The 14,393-nt window shown below is 44.9% G+C and carries 9 protein-coding genes and 1 pseudogene; 6 read left to right on the top strand and 4 right to left on the bottom strand.

Features of this window, described 5'->3' with window-relative positions:
• From QVD32_RS11295 to QVD32_RS11305, 3 genes and pseudogenes are all read right to left on the bottom strand, one after another.
• Window positions 1-222: pseudogene (locus tag QVD32_RS11295) on the bottom strand (hypothetical protein); the annotation flags it as partial.
• Window positions 223-245: 23 nt separating this feature from the next.
• Window positions 246-3,230 (bottom strand): SusC/RagA family TonB-linked outer membrane protein, encoded by a 2,985-nt coding sequence (locus QVD32_RS11300; protein ID WP_287710220.1) that lies wholly within the window; start codon window positions 3,228-3,230, stop codon window positions 246-248.
• A gap of 975 nt (window positions 3,231-4,205) precedes the next feature.
• Window positions 4,206-4,589: an endonuclease domain-containing protein gene (locus tag QVD32_RS11305; RefSeq protein WP_287710221.1), complete on the bottom strand. Its 384-nt coding sequence runs from the start codon at window positions 4,587-4,589 to the stop codon at window positions 4,206-4,208.
• Between the two features lie 712 nt (window positions 4,590-5,301).
• Here QVD32_RS11305 and QVD32_RS11310 point away from each other — a divergent pair.
• Window positions 5,302-6,030, top strand: a complete 729-nt coding sequence (locus QVD32_RS11310) for a type III pantothenate kinase (RefSeq protein ID WP_287710222.1) — start codon at window positions 5,302-5,304, stop codon at window positions 6,028-6,030.
• Complete coding sequence (gene bamG / locus QVD32_RS11315; protein ID WP_287710224.1) at window positions 6,017-7,261, top strand: BamG family beta-barrel-assembly machinery protein; 1,245 nt, start codon at window positions 6,017-6,019, stop codon at window positions 7,259-7,261. Before QVD32_RS11310 ends, bamG begins: the two co-directional genes overlap by 14 nt.
• 715 nt (window positions 7,262-7,976) lie before the next feature.
• On the opposite strand, the gene QVD32_RS11320 is transcribed toward bamG, so the two are convergent.
• Complete coding sequence (locus tag QVD32_RS11320) at window positions 7,977-8,660, bottom strand: hypothetical protein (RefSeq protein ID WP_147401622.1); 684 nt, start codon at window positions 8,658-8,660, stop codon at window positions 7,977-7,979.
• 127 nt (window positions 8,661-8,787) lie between these two features.
• Here QVD32_RS11320 and QVD32_RS11325 point away from each other — a divergent pair, with 127 nt between their 5' ends.
• From QVD32_RS11325 to QVD32_RS11340, 4 genes are all read left to right on the top strand, one after another.
• Entirely contained in the window at window positions 8,788-11,682 is a 2,895-nt protein-coding gene (locus QVD32_RS11325; RefSeq protein WP_118687582.1) for a M16 family metallopeptidase, read from the top strand.
• A 411-nt stretch (window positions 11,683-12,093) separates the two neighbouring features.
• Complete coding sequence (locus QVD32_RS11330; RefSeq protein WP_118687588.1) at window positions 12,094-13,152, top strand: linear amide C-N hydrolase; 1,059 nt, start codon at window positions 12,094-12,096, stop codon at window positions 13,150-13,152.
• Window positions 13,153-13,329: 177 nt separating this feature from the next.
• The gene (locus tag QVD32_RS11335; protein ID WP_021891534.1) at window positions 13,330-13,641 is read left to right on the top strand and encodes an FtsB family cell division protein; all 312 of its coding nucleotides are present in this window, start codon (window positions 13,330-13,332) and stop codon (window positions 13,639-13,641) included.
• A gap of 22 nt (window positions 13,642-13,663) precedes the next feature.
• Window positions 13,664-14,011 (top strand): hypothetical protein, encoded by a 348-nt coding sequence (locus QVD32_RS11340; RefSeq protein WP_008861033.1) that lies wholly within the window; start codon window positions 13,664-13,666, stop codon window positions 14,009-14,011.
• Window positions 14,012-14,393: the final 382 nt, after the last annotated feature.

The raw sequence follows: 14,393 nt of genomic DNA on the forward strand, positions 1-14,393 counted from the left end.
TACCATACCGTTGCCGCACATCACGTCGAATGTCAACGGGAACGATGCTCCATACCACGAGATGACTGCCCGATAGTTACCCGCCGTCGCTCCGTCGATGCCCTCGAAGGTCGACAGAGCCAATTCGTCTGACTGATCCATCGGTGGCTCCTTCGTCAGGAAGTCCTCGCAGGAAGAAAGAGCCAACGCTAAAACTGCTATCGATAAAATTATTTTTTTCATTGTAACAATTCTTTTTTAATTGATTAGAAAGTAATATCCACACCCACGATCATCGAACGGGTCATCGGGTAACTGATGATGGTAGCACCCGAGGTTCCGTGTTCGGGATCCCAGTAGTTCATGTTGTGGAACGTATAGAGGTTCAATGCGCTGGCATAGATGCGAACACCGCTCATCAATGCCTTTTTGGTCCATTTCGAAGGCAAGCTGTATGCCAGCGTAATATCCTTGATACGCAAGTAGCTGCCATCTTCGAGATAACGGGTAGAAATAGCAGAGCTGTTGCTCGAATTGTTGTAAACCGGTTTCGGCAATACATTGGTGTCGCCCGGTTTCTTCCAATAATTCATGGCGCCTTTCCAAATGTTCGAATCGCCGTAAGAGCCGTCTGCTTCGAACAACGAACGGTCTTGGTTCAACACCTTGTTACCATAGCGGGCTTCGAGCTGAATACCCAACGATATACCTTTCCAAGAAAGCTCGGTATTGAAACCGCCCGTCCACAGAGGTTCGGGAGAACCGGCATTGATACGGCGAGCCTCTCCGTAATTCTCGGTCAACAGCCCCTCTTCGTTACGCCACAAAGCGTTACCGTTCTGAGGATTCACCCCGGCATAGTCATACAACCAATAGGTATAAAGCTGTTCGCCCTTGACATAACGCAAAGTCGTTCCTATAAAATCTTGACCCGGAGCAAGTTCGAGCACTTTCGAACGGTTGGCTGCAAAGTTCACGCCGGCTGTCCATTTGAAGTCGTTGGTATTGAAAATCTCGGCATCCAACTGAACCTCCACACCGCTGTTGCGAATCTTACCTACGTTCTGGGCTTGCGAAGCAAAACCGGTCGTATAAGGCAGAGGAGCTGCGATCAACATATCTTCGGTACGACGGGTGTACCAGTCGATAGAACCGTTCAAACGGTCGAACAGACGGAAGTCGATACCGATATTGTGAGTTTTGTTGGTCTCCCAAGTCAATTTGCGGTTCTGCAACTGAGAAGGCAACTGACCGGTAATACCGTTGTACACGATGTCGGAGTACAAACCGTAGTGTGCATAGGCTGCAATATTGTCGTTACCGTTCACACCATAGCTGTAACGCAATTTCAATTGATTAAGTACCGATTTGATATCCTGCATGAAATCTTCGTTGTGAATATTCCACGAAGCGCTGGCAGCCCAGAAAGTACCCCAACGTCTGTCGGGACCGAACTTGGAGCTACCGTCCGTACGAATAGAACCTTTTACATAATAACGGCCTTTGTAATTGTATTCGGCTACACCGAAGAAAGAAACCATCGCCATTTCGGTAAGACCGTCACCCACTCGTTGGTCTTCTACCGAAACACCCACAGAGTGGTAAGGACGTTGTTGATTCACATGATAAGATATACCTTGCAAGAAAGAAGATTCATACGTATTGGCTTCCTGACCGATCAACACATTCAACGAATGGTCGTCGTTGAACAGGTCGTCATAAGTGATCGTATTCGAAGTAGTCAATATGCGATATTGGCTCTCGGCCGTGTTCAAAGAAGCGCCATAAGAAGCCGTGTTCACGAAAGCCGGACTGTAAGCGCGGCTGGTAGTCGTGGCATACTCGATAGAGTTGTTGGTACGGAACGTCAGTTGCTTGATCGGTTTCCATTCCAAATAAACGGTTCCGTTGAATTTATACTGCTTGTCGTATTTGTCTTGTTCGCGAATAGCGGCGATCGGGTTCACGTTGAACACGAAAGGCAAATCGAAGTTGTAGCTTCCGTCCTCGTTGTAAGCGTTCATGGTCGGAGCCAAAGCCATACCCGAATAGAAGGGATTCGTAGGAGCCAAACCGCTATCGCCCAACAAACTATTTTGCACATCGGAAACCTTCATATAACCGCCATGCAGACGAGTTCCCATTTTCAACCATTTGTTCAACTCGGTATCGAGGTTCGCGCGAATCTGCATCTTCTCGAAACCTACGGTCGGCACGATACCGTTCGTTTTATTATAAGACAATGAAGTATAGTAAGTAGTCTTGCCCGCACCGCCCGAAGCGATCAGCTCATACTCTTGCAAGCTGCCGTTACGCGTCAACTCTTTCATCCAGTTGGTCGCGCGTCTGCCGGCCATAGCCTGCGGGAAATAATACTCCGACGAAGGATCATCGGGATTATACCCAGCATTGATACGGGCATCGCGTTGATATTGTACATATTCTTCGAGATTGGCCATACCGAAGTCATTGTCATTGGCAAGCGTGGACACACCGTAGCGGGCACGAGCGGTAATCTTGGATTTCCCGGCTTCTCCCGACTTGGTGGTAATCAAAATCACACCATTGGCAGCACGCGAACCATAGATAGAAGCGGCTGCGGCATCCTTCAACACCGTCACCGAAGCAATATCGCTGGCGTTGATCAAGGCAATAGCGTTCATACTGTTGGAAAGTCCGCCTACATCACCGCTTTCTACGGGAATACCGTCAACTACATACAAAGGGTCGTTACCGGCTCCGATAGAACTGGTTCCGCGGACCCGAATCGTAGCCACAGATCCCGGTTGCCCGTTGCTCGACGAAACCGACACACCGGCCATTTTACCGGAAAGCATCTTGTCCACCGAAGTCTCGGGGATAGAAGCCAGATCATCACCATCGACAGTCGCGATAGAACCGGTTTTGGCCTCCTTCCGTATCGTCTGGTAACCTACCACCACGACATCGTCGAGAGTATGATCGGCAGAATTCAATTTAACGACCATACCATTACGCGCAAAAACCTCCTGTTTTTCCATACCGATGTAGGAAATAACCAAAGTTCTCGATGCCCCGGCAGGGATCTTGATTGTAAACTTACCGTCCGTGTCGGTAATAGTAGAAGCATTCGCGCCCTTCACCAAGATAGACGCACCGATAACCGGCTCGTCATTCTCTGCCGACAACACCGTACCGGAGATACTCGTTTGAGCCACCGCCAACGAAATGCCAGCCAACAGAGCGCACAATAACAATGTTAATTTTCTCATACGACTGAAATTAAATTTAAATAAACTATTATCTCTTCTTTTTTTTCACATTACACTCACTCGACAATCCTTGTCAAGTTTTTTTTTCATTACACACTACTAACTCTAAAACTTTTCTTTCCTTTTTTAACCTTATTATATATATAAAACTTAATAAAAATAGCGAATCTCTATGCTCAAATCAACTTCTCATAGAAGTATTCAGCATGCAAAGATAACAAAAAAACATCAATATAAAAATCAAATTGAAAGAAAACATACCTTTCGGGCTTTCTTTTTGATAAAACCCATTCTCTTTTTTCAGAGATTCATAAATATGCATTTTTCACAACAAGACTAACTTATTAAGAAACAATATAATAGATAATTCTTAATTTAATTATAAAATAAGAATAGAAACAAGGAGAATTGCCTGTTAATAAAATATAAAATAAGACACGCATTAATCGTATTATCGCCAAATAGAGCTAATCTTATCAAAATTTTAACTCAATTCGTTTATTCAATTAACATTCGATACTTCTCCCCCTCCTCCCCTGTGTTTTGCGCAGCAAAATATAGGGGAGGTGTCCGCAAGGACGGAGGGGTTGAAAAAACAAAGGGGTTGAAAAAACAGCGACAGTAACAAAATCAAATCTCACACTCCCCCTGCCGTGTCACGCAGCAATATAGAGGGAGAAGGTGAGAATGTTTTATATTGTTATATAGAAAACACATCGAACTGTAAAGAAAGACATGTATCACACTCCTCCCCTGTGTTTTGTACAGCAAAATATAGGGGAGGTGTCCGAAGGACGGAGGGGTTAATAAAACAAAGGGGTTGAAAAAAACATCGGCAGCAACAAACCGGGTATCACACTCTCCCCCTGTGTTTTGCGCAGCAAAAATATAGGGGGAGTGCCCGCAGGGCGAGGGGGTTAAAACAACAGAGAAGTTAAAAAAAATTACACAAACAGAAAAAACAAATGACTCCAATTAAACACTTTGACCAGAAGCCTTTAATCTCCGAACAGTCTCTTTCAACAGCTCTATCACAGCCGGCTGATTCTCGAAAATCGCTCGATTTTCAATCCTCAATACGGTTATCCCTCGTGCAGATAACCTGTTATCCCGGCTCCCGTCTCTAAGACTCCCTTCGATTGTATAATGGCCTTGCCCGTCCAATTCTATTCCCAACTTCAATTCGGGACAGTAAAAATCCAATATATATTCACCCACCGAAAATTGCCGGCGGAATCTCGCGCCATCGATTTGCCGGTTTTTCAACATCAGCCAAAGAGTCGCTTCGTATTTTGTCCCATTGGAACGAAGCTCTTTCCGCTGGACCTCTTTCTCCTTTCTGTTGAAACTTCGTTTCATAACTCATTTAGAATGATTTACAAATATAATTTCCTAGAATGGTAAATCCAACTACTTCCCCTCTTATTTTTTCAAAGCTCCTCTATAATATTTATTTACCTCTACCGATATTTCTACCCCCTACAAATAAAAATTACCTTGTAATATTTCTCAACCCCTCTCCTCCGGAACTGCCGTTCCTTCGGTCTCTCCCCTATATTTCCCTACGCAAAACACAGGGGCGGTGTCCGAAGGACGGAGGGGTTAATAAAACAGAGGGGGTTAGAATACAAGCAAGAGCACAATCCCCGATTCCGCCTTTATCGGGCGGTGAAGACGCAAGGAAGACGGAGGGAAAAGGGCGAGGACTGTCCGAGCGAAGCGAGTTCCGCAGACCCCGACGGCGACCGTAGCGACGAGCCAAAAGCCCGATAACCGCGGCGGCGCTTCTTGGTTCGTTCTTCTCGCTGCTGAGAAGAATGAACAAATAACGTAAATTAGTGTAACAAGGACTTTCTTTGGCTGGGAAAGAAAGTCCTTTGTATCCCCCTACCCAACCTCACCGAGCAGAAAAAAAACAGCCCCATTCCGAAAACACAAGCGCATAAAAAGGGAGTTGAAAAATAGAAGAAAATAGACAAAATCGCCCCATTAGTATAAATCTGAGAAAAAAAAGAACCGTTCATGCATGCATACACATTCTCTTTTGTACTTTTGTCTAAAATTTTAAGTTGTGAATCTTATCATCGATCAAGGAAACTCGATAACCAAAATGGCACTCTTTCGGGCAGGACGATTGCAAAATGTCTATTTCTACCCGAAATGGGACTCAACGACCGTTATCGACTTCTTGGACGCTCACGAAGTCGATGCCGCCATATTCTCGACAGTCACCGAGTACGATCCCCAAGCCATAGCGATACTGCGACAGCGACTACCCTACTTTTTAAAATTCGACCATTCATCGGAACTCCCCATTAAAATAGGATATGCCACCCCCGAAACATTAGGTCTGGACAGAATCGCCGCAGTAGTGGGAGCCGTCATGCAATGCCCCGACAAAGCAGTGCTCATCGTCGATGCAGGCACATGCGTCACCTACGATCTACTCACCGCCGATGGCACGTTTGCCGGCGGAAACATAGCACCGGGCATCCGATTGAGATTACGGGCCATGCACGAACACACGGGAAAACTCCCCCTCATCGACGATGCAGGAGAGACACCCGAAATAGGATTCAGCACCGAAACCGCCATGCGGGCAGGAGCTGTGCTCGGCATCGCTTATGAAATAGAAGGATATATAGCCCGGTTAAACAAGGTTTATCCCGACCTTTTCGTTTTTTTAACAGGGGGAGATGCCTTAAAATTGGCTGCAAAAATAAAAAGTCGCATCTTTGTGGACGAAAACTTGGTACTAACCGGCTTAAACAGAATCTTACAAGAAAATGCTAAAATATAAAATTCTCTTTATCTGCTTGTCGATAGGGCTCGTCGCCTTTGCCCAAAACGGGACAAGCTCGCCCTATTCCAGATTCGGATATGGTATTTTGGGTGACAACGCCATAGGCGCTCAACGAGCTATGGGTGGCGTAGGATATGCCTTGCACAACAATCGGCAAATCAATGTGATGAACCCGGCTTCCTATGCAAGCATGGATTCGCTCACTTTTCTTTTCGATATAGGACTCACCTATCAAAATACAATCACCAGAGAAGGCTCGCTAAAAGAAAACAGCCAAAGCGGGTCGCTCGACTACATCGTCATGCAGTTTCCATTGGGACGGTACATGGCCGGTAGCGTGGGACTCCTGCCCTATTCCAATGTAGGCTACTCTTTCATAAACAGCATAGACAACGGCTCGGATAGCCGGTCGGGCGATGGCAACATCTCACAAGCCTATGTGGGAGTAAGCGGTAGACCCTTCAAAGGATTCTCGATAGGAGCCAACATCAGCTACCTCTTCGGGAACCTCACCAATACCAGCACCGGAATACCGAATGACGGCAGCAGCGGCATGTTCGAAACCATGCTCAAAGTACGCGACTACCATTTATCGTTCGGAGCCCAATACGCCATAGAATGGAACAAAAAGCATACCATCACGCTCGGTGCGGTTTATTCCCCCGGGAAAGCCCTATTGGGTAGAGCATACCGCAGTACCTACGATGTAAGCTCCAACACGGCGACCACCGCCGATACCCTGAAAATGAAAAATAATTATTCATTGGCCTCGACATACGGCGGCGGTATCAGTTACAACTACGACAAACGCCTTACCATAGCGGCCGACGTAACCTATCAGAATTGGGCCGACGCCAAATTTACGAATCTCACCGCCGGACAGTTACAATCCTCCAAAGGACAATTCAATAACCGATTAAAAATAGCATTGGGAGCCGAATTCCGTCCGAAAAACATGGGAGGAAACTATTTCGAACACGTCAACTACCGGGCAGGTATCTTCTACAATCGCTCTTATCTGAAAATAAACGGAAACGATATGGACGAAATCGGAGCCACTTGCGGTTTCGGTTTTCCCCTTGCCACAGACAAATCGGTAGTCAACGTATCGTTCGAGTACATCAATCGCCAATGCACCCCTGTTAAACTCATTACCGAAGACCATTTCAGAATATCGGTAAGCCTCACTTTTAACGAAATGTGGTTCTGGCAACGCAAGTTCGAATAAAATTCTACTACCCATAAAAACGACGAAGCGATTGCGTCAAAACTAAATGACCGTTCTGAAAAGTCACAGATTGTAACCGCTAAACCCCAAAGAGCCGTATCAAAACTCTGTTTCGAGTAATGATACGGCTCTTCCTTCGTAAAATTGTTTTTACCTCCTTCTTACCTTTTTAGGCTGCCCGAATTTTCATCTAATCTCTCCCCCTGTTCATCTGGACTACCCCAAAAACTGAAATACAAAAAACTATTATCCTCCTCCCCTGCCGTGTCCCGTAGCATTTCGGAGCATCTCAGTTATCATTTTATCGGAGATATTTTAAAACTCCTCCCCTGTGTTTTGCATCGCAAAATATAGGGGAGGTGGCACGCAGTGACGGAGGGGTTAAAAAACAGTATAGCAACGTTATTGTAAGATTTCTACACTCCTCCCCTGCCGTGCCCCGTAGCATTGCGGGGTGTCACGTATAAAATCGGAGCAGAAGCGAAAGGAAAATACATCTCACCCTCCTCCTCTGTGTTTTGCGCAGCAAAATATAGGGGAGGTGTCCGAAGGACGGAGGGGTTAGAAAACATCGGCAGTAACAAATCAGGTATCACCCTCTCCCCTGCCGTGTCCCGTGGCATTACGGGGTGTTTCCGTTAGGGAATATAGGGGGAGTGCCCGCAGGGCGAGGGGGTTAAACCCTACAATCAAAAACTCTTATGGAATCTTACAACTATTTTCCTAAAAGAGGAGAAATATATTCAAGAACCTTTTGCAAATGATCGACCTTACTCCACTTGATCTTATTCGCTTTAAGAAATACATTGAACTCTTTTCTGCTTGATTCGGGCAAGAGCTTCGAAACAGATTTTTTATTCGCATTGACAATTTCACCACCGACAATGAAACACAACCGAGTAGACACCGGTAATGTCTGCCCGTTTTCACGCTCCACGCGAATCATATCGTAATTGAGATTGGCGATACCGCCGAGTTGCAAACTCGACAAATTATCGACCGCCGAAGTAGACGACGATGTACCATAAGCCCCCGTCCCTTGTAGCAAACGGTCGAAATCGCCCGTCGTCCTACGACCGAGAATCGCTTGCGGTGTCTCGCCCAATACCTCGATAAAAAAATTCTCGCAACGTACGAATTCGGTACTGTCGGCAAAAACAACCCGACCGATATCGTTTTGATTATCGGGACAGTATATCTGCGAACCATTCAAATAGTGCAAATCGTTACGCAATAAATGAATGTTTACTTTCGCCTCCCCTTTATTCCCCGATTTGGAATAAATAGAAGCCTCCATAAAATCATCGAATAAATACGGCCACATAGTTGTAGGCTCTCCCGCCCGAAGCCCAAGAGAGGTAATCACCCCCAGTAATCCGGCAAATAACAATCTTTTCATAAGAATAAATTTATAAACATTCAAAATTAAATTTGTCAAAAACGACTACAAGTTAGTAATTTTATGTTATTTTTGCTCCTAAGAATAGGAATATTTTGCAAACACAATCACACAAATACTTAACAATATGAAAATCAAACATCTATTGTGCTTTATCGCGCTATGTCTGTTTTTTACTCCGGGTAAAGCCCAACAACTTAGCGTAATGACTCTACGTAATGGAGCAACGGTTTACATTTGGGAAGACAAAAGTAAACCCGATGTATTCGGTATGATCGCTTTCAAAGTAGGCTCGGTCGACGATCCCGAACAATACACCGGACTGGCTCATTACTTGGAGCATGTCATGTTCAAAGGGACCCAAACCATCGATGCACTGGATTGGGAAAAAGAGAAACCCATCTATGAAAAAATTATCGCCAAGTATGACGAACGAGCAGCATTAAGCGACCCCGCTGCCCGCGAAGCCATAGACAAGGAAATTAACGACCTGACCCGTGAAGCAGCCCAATATGCCGCAGGAAATGAATTTTCCCTTTTGGTAGACCACATGGGAGGACAAGGACTAAACGCCAGCACAGGCTACGACCAAACGGAATACCACAATTCTTTCCCGCCTTCGCAACTCGAAAAATGGCTCGAAATCTATTCCGAACGTCTTATAGACCCCGTATTCCGGGGCTTCCAGACCGAATTGGAAGCCGTATACGAAGAGTACAACATGTATAACGACGACCGCGGATCGAGAATGAGAGAGTTCATCTATGAACAAGCATTCGGAGATCACCCATACGCCCGTCCCATTATCGGTCTCCCCGAACACTTGAAAAATCCCCAATTAAGTAAACTGATCGATTTCTATAATACATGGTATGGCCCTCAGAATATGTCTATCATTCTGGTAGGTAACATCGACGCCAAAGAGGCTATACCGATGATTCGCGATAAATTCGAAAGAGTTCCCCGCCGAGCCGAGATACATCGGGAAAAGAAACCCGTCCGCCAATTCAAAGGTCGCACGGAAAAGAGCGCGAAAATTTTCTATTATCCTATGCTGGCCCTCATTTACAATGGAGTTCCTTCGAACGACAAAGAAGAAATCGCATTGGACATCTGCTGCGAACTTCTCTCCAACTCACAAAAAACCGGTATCCTCGACAAGCTGCAACTCGACGGCGACATCATGAGCGTAGGCGCATCTCAAAATGCCATGCGAGATGCAGGGATTCTCATGATCAATGCCATTCCCTCTTTCGATGCGAACCAAAATCGTTGGGACAGTCACAAATCGGTAGAAAAAATCGTATTATCCTCATTGCGTCAACTGCAAAACGGGGAGTTCGACGAAGCGACTCTCGAAGCTATCAAACAAAACATGATACGCGAATACGACCTGCAAATGGAATCGAACGAAATGAAAGCCTATATCTTAGCCTCTCTTTTCAATACGGGAGCCGATCCGTCGGATATCGTCAACTTCAAAGAAAAAGTCAAAGCTGTCACCATCGACGAGGTGAAAGCCGTAGCAAAAAAATACTTTAACGACAATTACCTCGCTTTGAATATTCAAGAAGCGAAAAACCTCGACAGCAAAGGACAAAAACTGAAAAAGCCCGATTACAAACCCATCGAGACGAAAAAAGGAGCCAAATCGGAATATGCTAAATGGGTAGAAAGTATACCGGTCAACATGCCCGAAGTAAAATACTGCGACTTCAACTCTATCCAACAAAAGCAACTCAACACTCGCAGCAAACTGTTCTACAATCTCAACCCCGAGAACGACGTATTCACGATGACTTTGAAATACGGCATCGGAACGAAAAAGATGCCTAAACTCGAATATGCCGTCGCCCTGATGAACAACGCAGGTATGCTGCCCGATATCGAACCGTTGGCATTCAAACGGGCTATGGGCGAATTAAATGCAAATTGCACATACGCTGTGGACGACAACTACATGTATGTCATGATGAGCGGATACGAAAAAGATTTGGTAAAAGCCTGCCAGCTTCTTTCCAAACAAATCCTTTTCCCCAAACTCGACGACAAGCAGTTGCAAAGCCTCATCGGTAGCGCGTTCGGCTCTCGCCAGATGGAAAAAAGCAGTATCGGGACATTGGAAAGTGCCCTCACGTCATATGTATTATACAAGGATAGTTCAGACTACCTGCAACGCATCCCCACTCGCGATTTAATAGACCTTTCGATTACAGATCTGACGACTCAATTCCAAGCCGCCACGAATTACGAATGTGAAATCTATTACGTAGGTACGGCGCCGTTCGACGATGTATATCAAGTATTGAGCCAAAACTTGCCGTTGAAAGCGCAAGAAATGCCCTCTACCTCTCCCGAGTTACGTCCTCGACAACAATATACCGAAAATACGATTTTCTTCCTGCCCAACAGCAAAGCGACTCAAAGTAAAATATACTTCTTTATAGAAGGAAAACCATTTGATGTAAAAGACGATATATTCATCGAAGCCTTTTCAAGCTACTTTGGAGCTGGATTCGGAAGCCTCGTCGTAGATGAAATTCGCGAAAAACGAGCTATGGCATATACCTCCTACGGTATCGTGGGGACCCCCTCCGTTGCCGGTCGAAACACGCTATTTCAAGGATTTGTCGGCACTCAGGGAGACAAAACGCTCGACGCTATCGAAATTTACATGAATTTGTTGAAAGATATGCCGTCCACACCCGAACGTTTCGACGTAGTAAAAACCAATATCAAAGAATCTATCCTCAGTGCGAAACCGGGATTCCGTTCTGCAAGTGCCGTATATGAGGCATGGAAACGAATGGGCTATACACAAGATCCGGCCATCGACAAAATGAAAAAGATCGAAACGCTCAAATTCGAGGACATCATCGATTTCTACAACGAAAACATCAAGGGAAAACCGGTTGTTATCGCCATCGTAGGAAATCCGAAAGATTTCGATACTAAGGCTCTCGAAAAATACGGAAAAGTAGTCAAAGTTTCCGAATCGAAACTATTCTCCGATAGCTTCTGATAAGTCAACGAGCAAAGAAAATAAAATCTTAAAAAGCGAGGGTCTCGAAATGCCATTCGAGACCCTCGCTTTTTAGCCATAACGCACCCGCCAATCCCACTCGCTATTCTTAGAAGCTGTTTTAAATTTATTCCGAGACAGATTGAGACCTATGTTGAAACAGATTGGAGTCCGAGATAGGCAGTCAATAGCGGGCTATTGACAAAAATCAAGGGATTCAAGATGCCAGACAGGGGCGCAATATGGCCGGAACATACCTGCTTGAAATGATAATATTATTTCTCTATAAATTTAAAACAGCTTCTTAAATAAACCTAAGAATCTGTTTAATGTTCCTTTTAAACCGATAATAATCGCCCATCGATTGTTCTTAAAAAAACAACCTCTATAATGAAAGTAAATATGAACATAATGAAAAAAAGTATGACAGGAGCATTTTTAGCGTTGGCAGCCGTTTCAACCGGGAACATAGAGCCTATGGAAGCCTGTACACGCGCCGTGTATATCGGCCCCGAACAAATGGTAATAACAGGCCGTACGATGGACTGGAAAGAAGACATTATGTCGAACATCTACGTCTTTCCTCGTGGAATGAAACGAGCCGGATACAACAAGGGCGAAACCGTGAATTGGACCTCTAAATACGGAAGTGTAATTGCGACAGGATACGACATAGGAACCTGTGACGGAATAAACGAAAAAGGATTGGTGGCAAGCCTGCTATTTTTGCCCGAGTCCGTCTATTCACTGCCGGGCGATACCCGTCCGGTAATGGGAATCAGTATATGGACCCAATATGTACTCGACAATTTTGCAACTGTGCACGAAGCTGTCGAAGAACTGAAAAAAGAAATCTTCCGCATAGACGCTCCACGCATGCCGAACAATGGACCCGAATCTACCCTGCACTTAGCAATTACCGACGAAACCGGAAATACGGCAATCTTGGAATATCTCGACGGGAAACTGAATATTCACGAAGGAAAAGAATATAGAGTGATGACAAACTCGCCTCGGTATGAAGAACAATTAGCCATTAACCGCTATTGGGAAGAAATCGGAGGACTGGTAATGTTACCGGGAACAAACCGGGCGAGCGACCGTTTTGTACGGGCTTCTTTCTACATAAAAGCAATACCCCAAACGTCCGATGCCAAAATCGCAGTACCCAGTGTATTGAGTGTCATGCGCAATGTATCGGTTCCCTTAGGTATAAATACACCCGACAAACCGCACATCTCCTCTACCCGTTGGAGGTCAATCTCCGATCAAAAGAACAAAGTATATTACTTCGAATCGACACTTACCCCCAATTTATTTTGGCTCGACTTGAAGAAAATAGATTTCAGTCCGTCGGCAAAAGTGAAAAAACTCCCGCTATCGAACGGAGAAATTTATGCAGGCGATGCTATAAAAGATTTACGAGACAGCAAACCTTTCGATTTTCTGTTTCAAACCCCGGTGATGTAATTCACCGGGCATTCCACATCATAGACATGAAACACAGCATAATAAATTGTACAAACACTTTAAGACAGACTTCCGAAATTTACGGGACGAATCAAACACTAAACACGACGCTCCATTTGTCCGAAGAAAAATTTTTCGTACTTTTACCCGAAAATCTGTGACTTCAATCTCGTTCCGATGAAACTGGACAAAAACAAAGTATTCTCATTCATTCGTAACCGGATCTCCGTCGGGAAATTATTTCTTGCCATATTCATTATTTTCATCATCTTCATCGATGAAAACAGCTGTATACAACGCATAAAATACGATGCCGAAATCAACGACCTGCGTAAACAAATAGCGGCACAAAACGATACGACCGAATACTACAACCGTAGAATAGAAGAATTGAAAACCGACAAAAATATCATTGAACAAGTCGCGCGCGAACAATATCTTATGAGTAAACCCAACGAAGACATCTATCTCATCGAAAATAAAAAATAACACTATAACACATACGATAAATATGAACCAGCAAACACGCAATATATTATTCATGGTATCCTCCATTGCCGTCATTATAGGGGCAGCTATGCCCTTGTTCATGCTCAAAATGCCGTGGGTTCCATACATTTATGCTTTCGGAGCCGCAGGCATGGCCGTTTGCAGACTCACATTCCGTTACAAAGGGAAAAATTTCCGGTTAAAAAGACTCTACCACATCGAAACATTCTCATCTCTCTTTTTGGTAGCCTCTTCATATTTCATGTTCAAAGAAGACCCCGATTGGATTATGTTGCTTACTGTCGCTGCTGTCCTACAATTATATACATCGATTCTCATTCCGCGAGTATCAAAGAAAGAAGAAAAATAAGCTACTCCCAACCACCTCCCTTGCCATGCCCGTAGCATTGCGGGGTGTGGCATATAAAATCAGAGCAGAAGCGAAAGGGAAATACATCTCACCCTCTCCCCTGCCGTGCCCCGTAGCCTTACGGGGTGTTTTGCATCGTAAAATATAGGGAGAGTGCCCGCAGGGCGAAGGGGTTAAAACAGAAACAGTAGAACGAATTTATTGAATCTGCAATGAGCGGAGGGTTACTCTCACCCTCCTCCTCTGTGTTTTGCAACGCAAAATATAGGGGAGGTGTCCGAAGGACGGAGGGGTTAAAAATACCCTCAGTGAAAGTAATAGAGGAGGGTTAGAATACAAGCAAGCCCCCGATAACTGCGGCGGCGCTTCTTGGTTCGTTCTT

This window comes from Barnesiella sp., from assembly GCF_022723415.1.
GTDB lineage: Bacteria > Bacteroidota > Bacteroidia > Bacteroidales > Barnesiellaceae > Barnesiella > Barnesiella intestinihominis.